This is a genomic window from Pseudomonas sp. JUb42 (genome assembly GCF_024807945.1).
Taxonomy (GTDB): Bacteria; Pseudomonadota; Gammaproteobacteria; order Pseudomonadales; family Pseudomonadaceae; genus Aquipseudomonas.
Map to the genome: position 1 here is coordinate 1 of NZ_JANUFD010000003.1, position 16,728 is coordinate 16,728.

Here is a 16,728-nt window from a genome sequence, read left to right on the forward strand (position 1 = left end):
TTACAGCGCAAGCACCCACACGAATTGCTTGATTCAGTTGTTAAAGAGCGGTGGGTTGATTCTTTCGTCTCAACCGAGGCGCGCATTCTACAGCGCCCTCTGTATCTGTCAAGCGGTTATTTTAAGAAGTTTTCAAAGTTTCCTTTGCAACTTCAACCACTTGCGCTTCGTTTGACTTGGCGTCTCACGTTAGCGGGAGGCGAATTCTACAGCGTTACAATCTGCTGTCAACCACCTTTTTCACCGCTTCCGAATCCACCTTGAAAACCGAAACCCTTCCTCACTGCTTACTTCGGTTAACTGCTTGATTATCAAGAAGTTTTCCGTTTCGTCTGCGCCGGAAGTGGGGCGAATTATAGATAGATTCTGAGGGGCGTCAAGAGGTTATTTCAGAAAGCTTCAAAAAGTTGCGAGCTGCAAGCTACGAACTGCAAGAAAGGCCGGGAACACCTGCTTGCAGCTGCTTCTATAACACCCCTGCCTCACGCAACCTCATGACATCCCCTTCCTCCAACCCCAGTACCCGCTGCAGCACCCCCTGGGTATGCTCCCCTAATAGAGGAGGAGCCATACGGTACTCGACGGGGGTCTCGGAAAGACGAATAGGGCTCGCCACCTGCGGCAAGCTCCCGGCTAGTGAATGAGGCATGGTCACGGCCAGGCCCCGCGCCAACACCTGTGGATCGGCGAATACCTGGGCCAGGTCATTGATCGGCCCGCAAGGCACACCGGCGCCCTCAAGCTCAGTGACCCACTGCGCCGTGGTCTTGAACACAGTCGCCTGGCGAATCAGCGGGATCAGCTGCGCACGATTGGCTACTCGCAGCTTATTAGTAAGGAAGCGCGGATCATCCGCCCACTGCGGCTGGCCGGCCACTTCGGCAAACCGCCTGAACTGGCTGTCGTTGCCCACCGTCAGGATGAAATCGCCATCTGCGGTCGGAAAGTCCTGATACGGCACTATATTAGGATGGGCATTACCCAAGCGACGCGGCGCCACACCCGTAGTGAGGTAGTTCATCGCCTGGTTGGCCAGGCAGGCCACCTGCACATCCAGCAATGCCATATCGATATGCTGCCCGGAGCCGCCTTGCTCGCGATGAGCCAGTGCGGCAAGAATGGCCGTGGTCGAATACAGCCCGGTAAGAATATCGGTCAGCGCCACGCCCACTTTCACCGGCCCCGCACCCTCTTCACCCTCCGGGCGACCGGTCAGGCTCATCAGCCCGCCCAGCCCCTGAATCATGAAGTCATAACCGGCGCGCTTGGCATAAGGCCCGAACTGGCCGAAGCCGGTGATCGAACAATATATAAGCTGCGGATTGATCGCCTTCAGTGACTCGTAGTCCAGGCCATAAGCCGCCAGCCCGCCAACCTTGAAGTTTTCTATAAGAATGTCGGACTTGGCCGCCAACTCCCGCACCAGCCTTTGCCCTTCAGGCTGAGTGAAGTCGATGGTCACCGATTGCTTGTTGCGATTGGCCGACAGGTAATAAGCCGCCTCGTTGGTGTCCTTGAGGAAGGGCGGCCCCCAGGCACGGGTGTCGTCACCATTACCCGGGCGCTCGATCTTGATCACGTCGGCGCCAAGGTCAGCAAGGATTTGCCCCGACCAAGGACCGGCCAGTACCCGGGACAAGTCCAGCACCCGTAGATGAGAAAGCGCGCCCATGACTCTCTCCTTAATAGAAGGCCTGAATACCGGTCTGCGCACGCCCAAGGATCAAGGCATGAACATCGTGGGTACCTTCATAGGTATTGACCACTTCAAGGTTGACCAGATGGCGGGCGATACCGAACTCGTCAGAGATGCCGTTACCCCCGAGCATGTCGCGGGCCATACGGGCGATATCCAGAGACTTACCGCAGGAATTGCGCTTCATGATCGAAGTGATCTCCACTGCCGCCGTGCCTTCATCCTTCATCCGCCCCAGACGCAGGCAACCTTGCAGGGCCAGGGTGATCTCGGTCTGCATATCGGCCAGCTTCTTCTGGATCAGCTGGTTGGCGGCCAGGGGGCGACCGAACTGCTGACGATCCAGGGTGTATTGCCGCGCGGTGTGCCAACAGAATTCCGCCGCACCCAGGGCGCCCCAGGAGATGCCATAGCGCGCCGAGTTCAGGCAGGTGAACGGGCCTTTCAGACCACGCACATCCGGGAATATGTTCTCTTCCGGCACAAAGACGTTATCCATGACGATCTCGCCGGTGATCGATGCCCGCAGGCCGACCTTGCCGTGGATAGCCGGAGCACTCAGACCCGCCCAGCCCTTTTCCAGAACGAAGCCGCGAATATCACCCGCATCATCCTTGCCCCAGACCACGAAGACGTCAGCGATCGGGCTGTTGGTGATCCACATCTTGCTGCCCGACAGGCGATAGCCGCCTTCGACTTTCTTCGCCCGAGTGATCATCGCGCCCGGATCGGAGCCGTGGTTAGGCTCAGTCAGGCCGAAACAGCCGATCCATTCACCGGAGGCCAGTTTGGGCAGGTACTTCTGCTTCTGCGCTTCAGTACCGAATTCGTTGATCGGCACCATGACCAGCGAGGACTGCACGCTCATCATGGAGCGATAGCCGGAGTCGACACGCTCGACCTCACGGGCGATCAGGCCATAGCAGACGTAGTTCAGGCCGCTGCCACCGTAGATTTCAGGAATGGTCGCGCCCAATAGGCCGATTTCACCCATCTCGCGGAAGATTGCCGGGTCGGTGCGCTCATGACGGAAGGCTTCAAGCACGCGCGGAGCCAGCTTGTCCTGGGCGAACTGTTCGGCGCTGTCGCGAACCATGCGCTCTTCTTCAGTGAGCTGTTGATCGAGCAACAGCGGGTCGATCCAGTTGAAGCTTGCCTTGGCAGCCATGAGTCACTCCTTGGTCAGGGAACGCAGTAAGGAAAAGTTGAGTGCCTTGATCCTAGACCCGCCATGTACCTTCGACAAACGAGGATTTCGCATAGTCTTGTGCTAATTTCTCACTCCGTGGACCTGTAATGACCCAAATGGCCACGTATTAGTGAGGTCCGCGTACATGCGCCGCAAAATCCCCAGTACCGCCGCCCTGATCAGCTTCGAAGCCGCCGCCCGCCACGAGAGTTTTACCAAGGCCGCCCAAGAGCTTTCCCTGACCCAGAGCGCCATTTGCCGGCAGATCGGCAGCCTTGAGGAGTTCCTCAATGTAGAACTGTTCCGACGCTCCAAGCGCGGGGTGAAGCTGACCGAAGCAGGGCTTTCCTACAGCCGCCGCGTGGCACAGCAGCTTGACGCCGTAGAACGCGACACCCTGTCAGTGATGGGCCAGCAGGGCGCCAATGTCATCGAACTCGCCCTGGTGCCGACCTTCGGCACGCAATGGCTACTGCCCCGGCTCAAGGACTTCCAACAGCGCCATCCGGAGGTGACGGTCAATCTGACTAACCGCACTCGCCCCTTCCTGTTCGCCGATACCAACTTTGATGCCGCCATTTACTTTGGCGATGCCGATTGGTCCGGTACAGCAGCCCATCGCCTGATGAGCGAGAACCCGCTGCCGGTATGCAGCCCGGCGCTGATCGGCAATCAACAACAATTGAGCGCCGAACAGATCGCCGAACTACCGTTGCTGCAACAGACCACCCGCCCTTATGCGTGGCGCCAGTGGTTCAACGACAGGAACTTGAACGTACCCAGGGACATGACCGGCCCGCGCTATGAGTTGTTCTCGATGCTGGCCCAGGCCGCCATGCACGAAATGGGCATCGCCCTGATCCCGCCCTTCCTGATTCAGCGCGAGCTGGCGGAGAAGCGCCTGGTGGTCGCCAACCCCCATGCCCTTTCCAGCCCCAAGGCTTACTACCTGATGATTCCGGAGCGCAAGGTCGAGTCCGCGTCGCTGCGGGCGTTTCGCGACTGGCTGATCGAGCAATCCCACGCCTACGAACTGCCGTCGCGCTAAAGACCCACGAATGTAGTGGATATAGCAAAACGCCTACAGATATAACTATTTGTCGCCTGTAGGACACTGTATAGACAAGCGTAAAAACCACTGGAAATCCCGCTGCAAGCCATATGATTCGACGCCTTCAGGATTCACGTGGCTTATTCGGCGCAGAAATTACAAAAAAACATGTTTCGCCTACCTATTCGCTGCAAGCCTTGAATATAAAGGCCTGTAGCGAACATGGGCGACAATCGGTCGCAGGGAAATATGTAGTTAAATTAAAACCTCCTTACAGAACCTATTGAAGCCCCCTGTTATCGCCTGCAAAATGCCGCGCCCCGCCCTGAATACGCGGGGTCGTGCTGATCGGCCGCCACGGACGCCCACTGCTTCGTGGCCATGGTCTATTCAATAAAGACAAGAAGATCGCGCAGGAGATTCAACGTGCACATCGGTGTCCCTCTCGAAACCCACATAGGTGAGTCGCGGGTTGCTGCAACCCCGGAAACCATTAAGAAACTGGTCGGCCAAGGCCATCGGGTCACGGTACAGAGCGGAGCCGGCATCGGCGCAAGCATTACCGATAGTGCCTATGAAGCCGCGGGCGCCAGTATCGGTGATGCGTTTCGCGCCGAGCTGATCCTCAAGGTCGCAGCCCCCAGCGACACCGAACTGGCACAGATCAACAACGGCACAGTTGTGATCGGCATGCTCAATCCATTCAATAACGAGGGGCTGGCAAAGATGGCCGAGCGCGGCATAACCGCATTCGCCCTTGAAGCCGCACCGCGCACATCCCGCGCGCAGAGCCTCGATGTACTGTCCTCGCAAGCCAACATCGCCGGATACAAGGCGGTCTTGCTGGGCGCTCATCATTACCCACGCTTCATGCCCATGCTGATGACCGCTGCCGGTACCGTTAAGGCTGCCCGCGTACTGGTACTCGGCGCCGGCGTTGCCGGTTTGCAGGCCATTGCCACAGCCAAGCGCCTGGGCGCCGTGGTCGAGGCGTCCGACGTCCGCCCGGCGGTCAAGGAGCAGATCGAGTCCCTCGGCGCCAAGTTCATCGACGTGCCTTACGAGACCGACGAAGAACGTGAATGCGCAGTGGGTGTCGGCGGCTATGCCCGGCCAATGCCTGCCAGCTGGATGCAGCGCCAGGCAGTGGCCGTACACGAGCGCGCCAAACAGTCGGACATCATCATCACCACCGCCCTGATTCCAGGCCGCAAGGCGCCGGTACTGCTGAGTGCCGAGACCGTTGCGCAGATGAAACCCGGCTCCGTGGTCATCGACCTGGCCGCCGCCCAAGGCGGCAACTGCCCGCTGACCGTGGCTGATCAGGTAGTGGTCGAGAATGGCGTGACCATCGTCGGACATACCAACCTGCCGGCAATGGTCGCGGCCGATGCTTCGGCGCTGTACGCCCGCAACCTGCTGGACTTCCTGAAGCTGGTCTTCACCAAGGAAGGCCAGTTCGAGATCAACCTCGAGGACGACATCGTCGCCGCGTGCCTGATGTGCCGCGACGGCCAAGTCATCCGCAAGAACGGCTGAGGATAAAAATAATGGAAGAGCTCATCTCCCCCGGGGTCTATAACCTGATCATCTTCGTGTTGGCCATTTATGTCGGCTACCACGTGGTCTGGAACGTTACGCCCGCCTTGCACACCCCACTGATGGCCGTGACCAACGCGATCTCCGCCATTGTCATCGTCGGCGCCATGCTGGCTGCGGCCCTGACCGTTACGCCTCTGGGCAAGACCATGGGCACCCTGGCCGTGGCCTTGGCAGCCGTTAACGTGTTCGGTGGCTTTTTGGTCACCCGGCGCATGTTGGAAATGTTCAAGAAGAAAGCCCCCAAAGCAAAAGAAGAGGCGGCCAAATAATGAGCATGAACCTCGTCACCCTGTTGTACCTGGTTTCGGCTATCTGCTTTATCCAGGCACTCAAGGGCCTGTCGCACCCGACGACGTCGCGGCGCGGCAACCTGTTCGGCATGCTCGGCATGGGCCTGGCCGTGGTCACCACCATCGGTCTGGTGTTCAAGCTGGCAGCGCTGTCGACTGTGGAAGGCACCAGTGCCGGCATCGGCTACATCCTCATCGGCTTGTTGGTCGGTGGTACGGCTGGCTCGATCATGGCCAAGCGTGTGGAAATGACCAAGATGCCGGAACTGGTCGCCTTCATGCACAGCATGATCGGTCTGGCAGCGGTGTTCATTGCCATTGCTGCCGTGGTCGAGCCGCAGTCGCTGAATATCGTCAAGAACCTCGGCGATGCCATTCCGGCCGGTAACCGTCTGGAATTGTTCCTTGGCGCGGCGATTGGCGCAGTGACCTTCTCCGGCTCCGTGATCGCATTCGGCAAACTGTCGGGCAAGTACAAATTCCGCCTGTTCCAGGGCGCACCAGTACAGTTCGCAGGGCAACACAAACTGAACCTGATCCTTGGTCTGGCTACCTTGTTTTTCGGCCTGACCTTCATGTTCACAGGCAGCCTCAACGCCTTCGCCATCATGCTGGCCCTGGCCTTCGTCATCGGTGTACTGCTGATCATCCCGATCGGCGGGGCCGACATGCCGGTGGTGGTGTCGATGCTCAACAGTTATTCGGGCTGGGCGGCGGCGGGTATCGGCTTCTCGCTGAACAACTCGATGCTGATCATCGCCGGTTCCCTGGTGGGCTCTTCGGGCGCGATCCTGTCCTACATCATGTGCAAGGCGATGAACCGCTCGTTCTTCAACGTGATCGGCGGCGGCTTTGGCGGTGCGACGGACGCGGCAGGGCCGGCTGGCTCGCAAGAAGCCCGCCCGGTCAAATCCGGTTCCGCTGACGACGCGACCTTCCTGCTGACCAACGCCGATACCGTGATCATCGTGCCGGGTTATGGCCTGGCGGTAGCACGGGCGCAGCATGCGCTTAAAGAGCTGACCGAGAAGCTGACCCATCACGGCGTCACCGTGAAGTACGCCATTCACCCGGTCGCCGGGCGTATGCCGGGGCACATGAACGTGCTGCTGGCCGAGGCCGAAGTACCCTACGACCAGGTGTTCGAGATGGAGGATATCAACTCCGAATTCGGTCAGGCCGACGTGGTGCTGGTATTGGGCGCCAACGACGTGGTCAACCCGGCGGCGAAGAACGATCCCAAGTCGCCGATTGCCGGGATGCCGATCCTCGAAGCCTTCAAGGCGAAGACCATCATCGTCAACAAGCGCTCCATGGCCAGTGGTTATGCCGGCCTGGATAACGAACTGTTCTACCTCGACAAGACCATGATGGTGTTCGGAGACGCCAAAAAGGTGATCGAGGACATGGTGAAGGCGGTCGATAACGCATAGTCTCCACACGCTTTGAAAGAAGCCCCAGCGCGGTGATCCGGCTGGGGCTTTTTACATTCCGCGCAATAGTGTTTTGCTCTGAAAGCCGCTAATTAGAGCCTCCAAATGCGACCTTGGTAGCGGGACGAAATAAATCCAAAACTCTAGACTGAGCCCTCGCTTTCACCTTCCGAGATATCCCCATGTACCGTGATCGTATTCGCTTGCCTTCGCTCATGAGCAAGATCATGAGTGCGGCCGACGCCGCCGCCCTGATCGAAGACGGCATGACCGTCGGCATGAGCGGCTTCACCCGCGCTGGCGAAGCCAAAGCAGTACCCCATGCATTGGCCGAAAGAGCCAGGCTGCATCCTCTGAAAATCAGCCTGATGACCGGCGCCAGCCTGGGCAACGACCTGGACAAGCAACTGACCGAATCGGGCGTACTGTCCCGGCGCATGCCGTTCCAGGTCGACAGCACCCTGCGCAAGGCCATCAACGATGGCAGCGTGATGTTCATTGACCAGCATCTGTCCGATACCGTTGAGCAGCTGCGCAATCGTCAGATCAAGGCTGTCGACCTGGCCGTGATCGAGTGCGTGGCGATCACGGACGAAGGCCATCTGGTACTGAGTACCTCGGTCGGTAACTCAGCCAGCTTCGCCATCCTCGCCAAGCAGGTGATTGTCGAGATCAACCTTGCACAGCCACTGGAGCTGGAAGGCCTGCACGACATCTATATCCCCAGCTACCGCCCGACCCGCCTGCCGATTCCGGTACTCAAGGCCGACTCGCGCATCGGCAGCACAGCGGTGAAGATCGACCCGGCAAAAATCGTCGGTATCGTCATCAGCAACCAACCGGACTCCAATTCGACGATCCTGCCGCCGGACGATGAAACCCAGGCCATTGCCAATCACCTGGTGGAGTTCTTCAAAAAGGAAGTGCGCGAGGATCGCCTGACCAACCAGTTGATGCCGCTGCAGGCCGGCATCGGCACCATCGCCAACGCGGTGATGCATGGCTTGCTCGACTCGCCGTTCCACGACATGACCATGTATTCGGAAGTGTTGCAGGACTCGACCTTCGACCTGTTCGACGCAGGCAAACTGAGCTTCGCCTCCGGCAGCTCCATGACCCTGTCGGCCGCCAAGCACGACGAGGTGTTCGCTGACTTCGGCCGCTACAAGTCGCGCCTGGTGCTGCGCCCGCAGGAAATCTCCAACCACCCGGAAGTGATCCGCCGTCTGGGTATCATCGGCATCAACACCGCGCTGGAATTCGACCTGTACGGCAACGTCAACTCTACTCACGTTTGCGGCACGCGGATGATGAATGGCATCGGCGGCTCCGGCGACTTCGCGCGCAACGCGCATCTGGCGATCTTCGTCACCAAGTCCATCGCCAAGGGCGGCGCCATCTCCAGCGTCGTGCCCATGGTCAGCCACGTGGACCATACCGAGCATGATGTCGACATCCTCGTCACCGAACAGGGCCTGGCCGACCTGCGCGGCCTGGCGCCCCGTGAGCGCGCCCGGGTGATTATCGACAACTGTGTGCACCCGGATTACCGCGAGGCGCTCAACGCCTACTTCACTGCTGCCTGCGCCAAGGGTGGACACACTCCGCACGTACTGCGCGACGCACTCAGTTGGCACTTCAACCTGGAAGAAACCGGCCAGATGCTGCCACGCTAAAAGCAACAGTTGGCTAAGGGCCACGATTTTCGTGGCCCTTTTTTTAATTGTGTTCTGGCTACTGGAGAAAACTGTACTTCTGTACCGGTGGTTTTTGGGGTCTAAATCGGAGTTTTCACTGTTTTCGAGCACAAAATGCACCAATTCAGTGCCTACCAGTACAGTTGCCCCATTTCCGAACAAAACAGTGCCGTTATACAGTTAACTGAACCCTCACAATACAGTTGAACTGTGTCTGTAGAGACTAGGCAAAGAGGAGGAATATGGGCACCAGTTAAATCACTATCTAATCCCGCCACAAGCGGAAGGAAGAAGCACCATGGAACGCACAATCAGTTCCGACATGTTCTACGACAACACCGCTCCACAAGCCCAGGCTGCATGGCCTCTGCGCGCTTTCGCTAACCTGATGCTCTGGCAGCGTCGTCTCTCCAGCCGCCATCAACTGGCTCGTCTGGATGCACGTCTGCTGGCTGACGCCGGTATCAGCGAATCGCAGCGTTACGAAGAGCTGAGCAAGCCGTTCTGGCGCTGATTTAGCGCTCGCTGGTTCTGACCCAAGGGTCACTCACCAGCAACCCGAATTGTGCAAACAAAACCCGTCGCAGGTGACTGCTGACGGGTTTTGTCGTTTTGGGAGCGGTTTTTTGCGGGATGGAGGCAACTGCGAGAAAACAGTACAGATCATTCAATTTGAATATATCGTAAGAACTGTTTTAACCGTGGGAGCGAGGCTTGCCCGCGAAGAACGACAACGCGGCATGAGCGAAAAACCCTGAAGTCCAATTCGCGGGCAAGCCTCGCTCCCACTGGCCCGTGTTAGGCTTGCAGCCGATCTGCCTATGCAATCTGTACAGATCGCCATTTTGTTCAACTGTACCTATCCTCATCTGATGGAGTTCACCCATGAACCGCCTCCGCCTGCTGGGCGCTGCAACCCTTCTGGTTCTCGCCACCAGCGCGAACGCCACCAGCTTCCTGGCCACCACCGATGCCCTGGTCGGCGCCTTTGACGCTTCGACCAACGCCACCTCTGACGTGTCCTCCTCGTTCCACGACGACAAGATCGTGCGCGCCGCCCGCGACGATGCCGCCAGCTTCGTTGCCAGCGCCGGTGAGATCCGTGGCGTACAGCTGGAAAATGCCTTCCAGCACATCCGCGCAACCCTGCCTCAGCTGCAAGCCAGCGATGCCCAACTGGCCCAGGCGATCCTGACGATCTGACGCCAGATGACAATTTGTGTCCGGGCTGGCTCTGGCCCGGGCATTGCGCTAGCCTTGCGGCTCGTTTCGCAGCGTTAGAAAGCCCATGCGTTTATTGCCTCTCTCGTTTCTCGCAAGCACCGCCGGCCTGCTGTTCAGCGCCCAGGCCTGGGCATTCGATGCAACGACACAAGGGCTGGTCATCATCGGCTATGCCACCAGCCAGGTGACGACCGGGCCTTTCGACAAGAAGCTCATACTTGCCGCCCAGGATGATGCAGCAGCGTTCGTCGCCACTGATGGCCAACTGCGAGGAGCACAGCTGGAGTCAGCCCTGACTCAGCTACGCCAAAGATTGCAAAATCTTCATGCCAGCGACCTTGAACTGGCGCAGGCAATCCTCGTCCAATAGTCACTTTTTGTATCTCGTGCATCCTGGAGACGTTTCATGCGCATTCCGTTGATCGCTGCCACCACCCTTGGCCTGCTGTTGCTGGCTGGCGTGGCAGAGGCCCAGACCGTCAAAGCCACCAGTAATATTGTTGTCAGGGCCTTTGGCCGCAGCATTGATTTCACCTCGGACACCACGACCTCGGTGCGCGACTCCAAGGTCGTCCTGCAGGCCAAGGACGATGCCGCCAGCTACGTCGCCAGTGGTGGTGATATCCATGGCGCACAACTGGATGCCGCCTTCGACACCTTGCGCACCCGCCTGCCGGAAGCCCGCACTGCCAGCGATCAGGATCTCGCAGAAGCCATCCTCGCTCTGTGAAGTATCTCGGCGTCTGGCTACTGGCTGCGGCCTTGTCGCTCTTTGGCGGCCAGGCCTGGGCCAGCCTGAGTCTGTCGCTCATGAGCGACGGGCTCAGCGTCGAAGAACAAAAAGCCAGCCAGATACTGCTCGACCAGGCGCTGCTCGCCCTGCCCCCCAGCTTCGTACAACAGCTGGACCGCAAGGTCGAGGTACGCTGGGACGCCGATATGCAGGCCAACGCCTATGGCGAGGCCGTCGGCCCTTACCGCCTGCAATTGAATCGTCGCCTGCTGCCCTCCCTGGTTGACGGCAGCGCGGCAACCACCCAGACCCATCGTCCCCACGGCACCGTGCGCGAAGAGTTGCTGGCCACCGTATTGCACGAGCTGACTCACATCTATGACCGCTCGCGCCTGTGGTCCGACGACGAGCGCTCGCTGATCCTGAAATGCCAGCGCCAGGGCAACACGCTAGGCAAGATCGGCCTGCCCCAGGATTGCCGGGGCCAGACCGATCGCCGCTTCACCCTCAGTGACGACCCGCGCCTGCTGGATCTGGCTGGCTGGCCGCAATACGTCGGCCGCCGCGGCGAGCGCGAGGAATTCAATCATCAGGTCGCCCGCAGCCCGGATATCTACGAAACCACCAGCCCGCTGGAGTTCGTCGCGGTCAATATGGAGTACTTCCTCCTCGACCCGGCCTACGCCTGCCGGCGCCCTGCTCTTTACGGCTATTACAAGGCGCACTTCGGCTGGGCTCCAGCGAAAAAGGACGAATGCCCGTCGTTCCTGCCTTACCTGAACGCCGGTAGCGACTTCGGCCGACAGCCCTTGGGCAAGCTTGATCCGGAACGCGTCTATGCCATCGACTACCTGCTGGCCGAAGCCAATCAGAACTGGGTCAGCCGCTGGGGCCACAGCATGCTGCGCCTGGTGATCTGCAAGCCGGGGCGACCGCGCGGCCCGGACTGCCGCCTGGATCTGGATCAGCATCTGGTGCTGTCCTACCGCGCCTTCGTCGGCGATGTGCAGCTATCCAGTTGGGATGGCCTGATGGGCGCTTATCCGTCACGGCTGTTCGTGCTGCCTCTGGCGCAAGTGATCGATGAATACACCAAGACCGAATTGCGCAGCCTGGCTTCGGTGCCGCTGAAGCTGTCGCGCACTGAAATCGAGGGGCTGGTCCAGCACGCGGCGGAGATGCACTGGAGCTACGACGGCAACTACTACTTCCTGTCGAACAACTGCGCGGTGGAAAACCTCAAGCTGCTGCGCAGCGGCACCCACAACCCGAAACTGGCCGATCTGGACAGCATCCTGCCCAACGGCCTGCTGGAAGTGCTCAAGGGCCGCGGCATGGCCGACACCAGCGTGTTGGACGACCCGCGCGAGGCGCTGCGCCTGGGTTACCGTTTCGACTCGTATCGCGACCGCTATCAGGCGATGTTCGAGGTCTTGAAGAAGTACATGCCGGTCAAGCAGACCACCGTCGAAGACTGGCTGTCGCTACCGGCCAGCGAGCGGGCGCCATGGTTTGCCAAGGCCGATCTGCGCACCAGTGCGGCGATGCTGCTGTTGGAACAGGCAGGCCTGCGCAGGCAGCTGTTGCTGGCTCAGGATGAGGTCAAACAGCGTTATCTCAGCGCCCGGGAACAGAAGGATGGCAGCGTTTCCAAGGCCACCGGCACGCTGCAACAGATTCTTGCCAGCAGCGGCTTTCTCAGTCGCCCGGCAGAACTGCTCGACAGCGGTGGCTACGGCCTGCCCCAGGCCGGGGAATGGCAACGCCTGGAACAGGAAAGCAGTCAGCGCCAGCAACAGCTGCAACGCTTGAGTGGCGACCTGGACAAGGAAGTGCGCGCCCTGCTTGAGCCTCAGCGCGCAGCGGAAATTGCCGCCAGTGAAGCCAACCTCAAGCAGATCGGCGAACACTTGCGGGCGCTGCATAAGGCTTCCGGGGGCTTGCAGCTTTAAGCCTCAGCTGGCCTTTTTCGGCTTGCGCGGCTTGAGGTACTTGGTCAGGCCCTGGAACCAGATCACCAGACCGGGGTTGCCCTTGATCTGGATATCCTTGTCCTGAATGCCCTGCATGAACGCCAGTTGCTTGTTTTTCGCCTGCAGGGTGGCAAAGCCGTAAGCGGCGTCTTTGAAGGCAATGGCAAAGCCCGGCTCCGCCACGACGCCCGCTGCGCTGCGAATACGCTGGCCACTGACGATGAAATGCCGCGCTACCTTGCCGTCGAGGGTCTGCAACTGAAAGGTCAGTTCCTTGCCAGCCAGCTGTTGCTGAAACGCCGGATTGTTGCGGCTGGCGCGCGCCATCAACAGGCCAAGCATCCAGAGTAAAAAACGAAACTTCATGCGTACGGCCTCAACGGGGATCATTATTTCGACGGCATCGAACTGCCCGGCAGTGTAGCGATTCAAGATTGAGGTTTCAGCAACAAAGTGGACATTTTCGCTGCAAATACCTGCATTTTAATGACTGATCAGTCACTAAAATGCGAAGACGCAACGAGTGTAAATCCTTTTTGAGCAAGGGTTTTCGTAATCCTTCCCCGTCCAATACGCTGCATTACCCAGGCCAACAAGAAGACCCAGAACGCGCTCAACGCTACGAGAAAATCTGGCGAATTCTGGCCAACTATTCCTACGCCAACCCCACCGCCCCCGAAATCAACGACATCGTCCCTCTCCCGCCCGCTCCACTGCCCGAATGGGACGGCAAGCTGCAATGGCTGGAAGCCCGGCTGGCCAATATCCCACCGGAAAAACTCGGCGAAGCGCTGATCAACCAGTTGGCCAAGGCGAAGGTGCTCGACCCAGCCACCGGCAAACCCATGCCCGGCTCGCCAGGGTTCAATCAGGCCCATCTCTCCACCCCTTACACTTACAGCGGCCAGGCCTGTCCGCAGACCGGTTACTGGACGGTCGTGCTGTATGGCTGGGAGTGCTCGATGGATCAGCAGAACGTTGTCCGCCATTTCAACCAGGGCGATATCCTGCCCACTCACTGCATAAGCCGCAGCCTGTCACGCATTTGGCCACTGCCCAAAAAAGTGACTCAGGGCGAGCAACACGTAACGTGGAGGCTGGCGTGATGACTCGTCATCCTGGCTTGGCATTAATGAGTGTGGCGAAACCGGATCCACCATGAATCGACTGTCGGGAATCCATTCAGGTGGCGGTTCAAGGAGGGTAAGCAGTACGTGTTGATGATAGTGCTGCAAGACAGTGAGGAAGATGCGAGGTTGTATTCAAACCTGCTCATTGAGGCAGGCGGCCCGAGAAAACACCGCCTCAATAAGAGGCGGTGCCCAAACCATTATCAGCGAATGCTGGTAATGCTGCCTTTGTTACCGGTAACTTTGACGTCGACTTTCTTGAAGATGAAATAGTTGTCAACGGTCACTTCATAACGCGGCGCCACGATCAGATCAGCGCCGGAGGACTTGACCGCCTTGTAAGCCGCTGCGGCCTTGGTGGTGGAAATCGGATCAGGCAAAAAAGCACCAAGACCGCCCGTTGCGCCACCGCTGTAGGCAACGCCGTCAGCGAACTGGTTATCACCACCAAAGGTCAGGAAGTTGAACAGGATATTGGTAGACGACTGCCCGGAGATGGCCTCACCGACCTTCACATCCGCTTTCAAATCGCTTTTGACGACGCCTTCCAGTGGTGCGGTCGGCTGGCTTACGTTGTAGCTGACGCAGCCGGTGGTGCTCGCAATCAAGGCGATAAGGGCAGCAGACATCCATAGTTTTTTCATTGGTCATTCCTAGAGTTCAAGTTCACTGGGGTAAAACAGCGACGGCACTCTAAGGAAATCGACCAAGTAATTCGTTAGGAAAGGTCCTACTTGGCGCGGGTATTTTCTTATTGTTCTGTATGAAATTTCCCAACTATCTGCAAACGCTAACAACATTTCCCCAGGCATAAAAAAACGGGCACCCAACCTTGTTGGTGTGCCCGTCGTTGTTGGCCATCCGCCCTCCGCAAGGCGTCCGGCAACGGTGTTACGGGTTAACGCTGTCTTTGAGTGACTTGCCTGGCTTGAATGCCACGGTGTTGCTTGCCTTGATCTTCACTGGCTCACCCGTTTGCGGGTTTTTGCCGGTGCGGGCACCGCGATGACGTTGCAGGAAAGTACCGAAGCCGACCAGCGTAACGCTGTCTTTGCGATGCAATGCGCCGGTGATCTCTTCGAGAACGGCATTGAGGACGCGATTGGCTTGTTCTTTAGTGAGGTCCGCCTTTTCAGCGATTGCAGCTGCGAGTTCTGGTTTACGCATATGAAGCCTCTTTACGGTTTTTTGTTGTTATGGTCGTACTGCTCGTCGCGAGCAGCGACTAATGTGCCGCAACAGCTCTACGTTGCGGCAGACGGGGATGAGGATGGCATGCCGCAAAGGCCCGCGCCAGTGCGTGCCGCGTGTTTGTGAGAACAAAAACGCGACTTATCCGACAGAATGACCCGTATTCACGCCAGCAAGGGCGGCAGGCTCTTGTTCAGGGCCAGCTTTTCCATGACAGCCGCACCGGTCAGGGCGTAACCGAGCAGATTGCCACCGGCATCGTGGCAAAGAGCCTTGATATCGGCGCCCTCTCCCTCGACGCTCCACACGCCCTCAGTCCCACGGGGCGGCGGCGATACCACCAACGGACAGACCGGGGTCTTCACGGTGATCGGCATCGGCCCGTATTTGACCGCCGTCGGCGTACCGGCCAACGTCTGCGCCAGCGCCCGGGCACTGCTCATCAGAGGCATCACGTACAGCAGGTTCAAGCCATCGACTTCGGCACAGTCGCCCAGGGCGTAGATGTGCGCGTGGGTGGTTTTCAGCTCCCGGTCGACAATCACCCCGCGACCGGTCTGCAGGCCCGCAGCCGCAGCCAGATCGACCCGTGGGCGCAGGCCAATGGCCGATACCACGACATCGCAGGCAATCACCTGGCCATCAGACAAGTGTGCTTCCAGGCCCTCGCCGTTGCGCAACAGGCGCGTCAACACCGGGCCGAGATGGAAACGTGCACCCAAGCCTTCAAGCCCGGCCTTCACCGCAGCGGCAGCCGCCGGATGCAGCAGGGTCGGCATGACTTGCTCGCACGGCGCCACCAGCTCGACCTCGTAACCGCCAAGGATCAGGTCATTGGCGAATTCACAGCCAATCAGGCCCGCACCGAGGATCAGTACACGCTTTTTACCCGCCGCTGCAGCGCGAAAGCGTGCGTAGTCTTCCAAATCATTGATCGGGAAGATCGCCTCAGGGGCGTCGCCTTCCACCGGCACCCGCACCGTCTCGGCGCCCCAGGCCAGCACCAGATCGCGGTAGTAGATCGCTTCTTCACCGATCCACAGGCGCTGGTGGCCCGGATCGATACCGCTGATACGCGTGTGCGTGCGGATCTCGGCCTTGAGCTGGTCGGCCATGGCGCCCGGTTCGGCCATAGTCAGGCCATCAGCCTCTTTGTTTTTGCCGAAGCCCGTCGAAAGCATCGGCTTGGAGTAGGAGCGACCATCGTCGGCGGTGATCAGCAACAGCGGCGTCTCGCTGTCGAGCTTGCGAAACTCGCGAGCCAGGTTATAGCCCGCCAGGCCGGTGCCGATGATGACGACAGGTGCACTCATGAAACTCTCCAGAATTGTTCAGTAAATCAGGCGATTTCGATCATTTCGAAATCCATCTTGCCGACGCCGCAGTCCGGGCACAGCCAGTCTTCGGGGACGTCTTCCCAGCGCGTACCGGGGACGATGCCGTCATCCGGCCAGCCGTCAGCTTCGTTGTAAATCAGGCCACAGACAATGCACTGCCACTTCTTCATCGCTCAATTCTC

General features: G+C 59.1%; 17 protein-coding genes and 2 pseudogenes. 12 read left to right on the forward strand and 7 right to left on the reverse strand.

From position 1 onward, the window contains the following. Window positions 1-264, forward strand: a pseudogene (locus M2401_RS06490) (hypothetical protein); the annotation flags it as partial. 202 nt (window positions 265-466) lie between these two features. Here M2401_RS06490 and M2401_RS06495 read toward each other — a convergent pair. Next, a complete protein-coding gene (locus M2401_RS06495; RefSeq protein WP_259100852.1) occupies window positions 467-1,672 on the reverse strand; it encodes a CaiB/BaiF CoA-transferase family protein in 1,206 nt (401 codons plus the stop codon). Window positions 1,673-1,682: 10 nt separating this feature from the next. Beyond that, window positions 1,683-2,864, reverse strand: coding sequence for an acyl-CoA dehydrogenase (locus M2401_RS06500; RefSeq protein ID WP_259100854.1), 1,182 nt, complete (start codon window positions 2,862-2,864; stop codon window positions 1,683-1,685). A gap of 166 nt (window positions 2,865-3,030) precedes the next feature. Between M2401_RS06500 and M2401_RS06505 the strand changes: the two genes are divergently transcribed. The 10 genes from M2401_RS06505 to M2401_RS06550 all read left to right on the forward strand — a co-directional run bounded on the left by M2401_RS06505 (window position 3,031) and on the right by M2401_RS06550 (window position 12,867). After that, window positions 3,031-3,933 carry a LysR family transcriptional regulator gene (locus tag M2401_RS06505; protein ID WP_259100855.1) on the forward strand — a complete coding sequence of 301 codons (903 nt, stop codon included), beginning with the start codon at window positions 3,031-3,033 and terminating at the stop codon, window positions 3,931-3,933. A 429-nt stretch (window positions 3,934-4,362) separates the two neighbouring features. Next, window positions 4,363-5,475, forward strand: a complete 1,113-nt coding sequence (locus M2401_RS06510; protein WP_259100857.1) for a Re/Si-specific NAD(P)(+) transhydrogenase subunit alpha — start codon at window positions 4,363-4,365, stop codon at window positions 5,473-5,475. Between the two features lie 11 nt (window positions 5,476-5,486). Further along, window positions 5,487-5,807 (forward strand): NAD(P) transhydrogenase subunit alpha, encoded by a 321-nt coding sequence (locus M2401_RS06515; protein WP_259100859.1) that lies wholly within the window; start codon window positions 5,487-5,489, stop codon window positions 5,805-5,807. Further along, window positions 5,807-7,261, forward strand: coding sequence for an NAD(P)(+) transhydrogenase (Re/Si-specific) subunit beta (locus tag M2401_RS06520; protein ID WP_259100861.1), 1,455 nt, complete (start codon window positions 5,807-5,809; stop codon window positions 7,259-7,261). Before M2401_RS06515 ends, M2401_RS06520 begins: the two co-directional genes overlap by 1 nt. A gap of 182 nt (window positions 7,262-7,443) precedes the next feature. Continuing rightward, on the forward strand, window positions 7,444-8,937 hold the full coding sequence (locus M2401_RS06525) for an acetyl-CoA hydrolase/transferase family protein (RefSeq protein WP_259100863.1): 1,494 nt from the start codon (window positions 7,444-7,446) through the stop codon (window positions 8,935-8,937). 319 nt (window positions 8,938-9,256) lie between these two features. Continuing rightward, window positions 9,257-9,472: a DUF1127 domain-containing protein gene (locus tag M2401_RS06530; protein WP_259100865.1), complete on the forward strand. Its 216-nt coding sequence runs from the start codon at window positions 9,257-9,259 to the stop codon at window positions 9,470-9,472. Between the two features lie 371 nt (window positions 9,473-9,843). Beyond that, window positions 9,844-10,161 (forward strand): DUF2388 domain-containing protein, encoded by a 318-nt coding sequence (locus M2401_RS06535; RefSeq protein ID WP_259100867.1) that lies wholly within the window; start codon window positions 9,844-9,846, stop codon window positions 10,159-10,161. 85 nt (window positions 10,162-10,246) lie between these two features. Continuing rightward, window positions 10,247-10,552, forward strand: a complete 306-nt coding sequence (locus M2401_RS06540) for a DUF2388 domain-containing protein (RefSeq protein WP_259100869.1) — start codon at window positions 10,247-10,249, stop codon at window positions 10,550-10,552. A 36-nt stretch (window positions 10,553-10,588) separates the two neighbouring features. Further along, complete coding sequence (locus M2401_RS06545) at window positions 10,589-10,912, forward strand: DUF2388 domain-containing protein (protein WP_259100871.1); 324 nt, start codon at window positions 10,589-10,591, stop codon at window positions 10,910-10,912. After that, window positions 10,909-12,867 carry a DUF4105 domain-containing protein gene (locus tag M2401_RS06550; protein WP_259100874.1) on the forward strand — a complete coding sequence of 653 codons (1,959 nt, stop codon included), beginning with the start codon at window positions 10,909-10,911 and terminating at the stop codon, window positions 12,865-12,867. Before M2401_RS06545 ends, M2401_RS06550 begins: the two co-directional genes overlap by 4 nt. Before the next feature lie 3 nt (window positions 12,868-12,870). Here the strand turns inward: M2401_RS06550 and M2401_RS06555 are convergent, their stop codons facing one another. Continuing rightward, window positions 12,871-13,254, reverse strand: a complete 384-nt coding sequence (locus M2401_RS06555) for a helicase (RefSeq protein ID WP_259101661.1) — start codon at window positions 13,252-13,254, stop codon at window positions 12,871-12,873. Between the two features lie 164 nt (window positions 13,255-13,418). Here M2401_RS06555 and M2401_RS06560 point away from each other — a divergent pair. After that, window positions 13,419-13,994, forward strand: a pseudogene (locus tag M2401_RS06560) (DUF6396 domain-containing protein); the annotation flags it as partial. 227 nt (window positions 13,995-14,221) lie between these two features. Here the strand turns inward: M2401_RS06560 and M2401_RS06565 are convergent. The 4 genes from M2401_RS06565 to M2401_RS06580 form a co-directional block, all read right to left on the reverse strand. Next, window positions 14,222-14,662 carry a hypothetical protein gene (locus M2401_RS06565; protein WP_259100876.1) on the reverse strand — a complete coding sequence of 147 codons (441 nt, stop codon included), beginning with the start codon at window positions 14,660-14,662 and terminating at the stop codon, window positions 14,222-14,224. 247 nt (window positions 14,663-14,909) lie between these two features. Then, window positions 14,910-15,185: an HU family DNA-binding protein gene (locus M2401_RS06570; RefSeq protein ID WP_003213368.1), complete on the reverse strand. Its 276-nt coding sequence runs from the start codon at window positions 15,183-15,185 to the stop codon at window positions 14,910-14,912. A gap of 188 nt (window positions 15,186-15,373) precedes the next feature. Then, window positions 15,374-16,522: an NAD(P)/FAD-dependent oxidoreductase gene (locus tag M2401_RS06575; RefSeq protein WP_259100886.1), complete on the reverse strand. Its 1,149-nt coding sequence runs from the start codon at window positions 16,520-16,522 to the stop codon at window positions 15,374-15,376. Between the two features lie 26 nt (window positions 16,523-16,548). Next, window positions 16,549-16,716: a rubredoxin gene (locus M2401_RS06580; protein WP_081564703.1), complete on the reverse strand. Its 168-nt coding sequence runs from the start codon at window positions 16,714-16,716 to the stop codon at window positions 16,549-16,551. Between the last annotated feature and the right edge of the window lie 12 nt (window positions 16,717-16,728).

Excerpts from the sequence above, each read along its gene's own strand:
- M2401_RS06545 (WP_259100871.1), top strand. The coding sequence starts at position 10,589 with ATGCGCATTCCGTTGATCGCTGCCACCACCCTTGGCCTGCTGTTGCTG.
- M2401_RS06555 (WP_259101661.1), bottom strand. The coding sequence starts at position 13,254 with ATGAAGTTTCGTTTTTTACTCTGGATGCTTGGCCTGTTGATGGCGCGC.
- M2401_RS06580 (WP_081564703.1), bottom strand. The coding sequence starts at position 16,716 with ATGAAGAAGTGGCAGTGCATTGTCTGTGGCCTGATTTACAACGAAGCT.
- M2401_RS06540 (WP_259100869.1), top strand. The coding sequence starts at position 10,247 with ATGCGTTTATTGCCTCTCTCGTTTCTCGCAAGCACCGCCGGCCTGCTG.
- M2401_RS06565 (WP_259100876.1), bottom strand. The coding sequence starts at position 14,662 with ATGAAAAAACTATGGATGTCTGCTGCCCTTATCGCCTTGATTGCGAGC.
- M2401_RS06525 (WP_259100863.1), top strand. The coding sequence starts at position 7,444 with ATGTACCGTGATCGTATTCGCTTGCCTTCGCTCATGAGCAAGATCATG.
- M2401_RS06520 (WP_259100861.1), top strand. The coding sequence starts at position 5,807 with ATGAGCATGAACCTCGTCACCCTGTTGTACCTGGTTTCGGCTATCTGC.
- M2401_RS06495 (WP_259100852.1), bottom strand. The coding sequence starts at position 1,672 with ATGGGCGCGCTTTCTCATCTACGGGTGCTGGACTTGTCCCGGGTACTG.
- M2401_RS06505 (WP_259100855.1), top strand. The coding sequence starts at position 3,031 with ATGCGCCGCAAAATCCCCAGTACCGCCGCCCTGATCAGCTTCGAAGCC.
- M2401_RS06575 (WP_259100886.1), bottom strand. The coding sequence starts at position 16,522 with ATGAGTGCACCTGTCGTCATCATCGGCACCGGCCTGGCGGGCTATAAC.
- M2401_RS06530 (WP_259100865.1), top strand. The coding sequence starts at position 9,257 with ATGGAACGCACAATCAGTTCCGACATGTTCTACGACAACACCGCTCCA.
- M2401_RS06570 (WP_003213368.1), bottom strand. The coding sequence starts at position 15,185 with ATGCGTAAACCAGAACTCGCAGCTGCAATCGCTGAAAAGGCGGACCTC.
- M2401_RS06500 (WP_259100854.1), bottom strand. The coding sequence starts at position 2,864 with ATGGCTGCCAAGGCAAGCTTCAACTGGATCGACCCGCTGTTGCTCGAT.
- M2401_RS06535 (WP_259100867.1), top strand. The coding sequence starts at position 9,844 with ATGAACCGCCTCCGCCTGCTGGGCGCTGCAACCCTTCTGGTTCTCGCC.
- M2401_RS06515 (WP_259100859.1), top strand. The coding sequence starts at position 5,487 with ATGGAAGAGCTCATCTCCCCCGGGGTCTATAACCTGATCATCTTCGTG.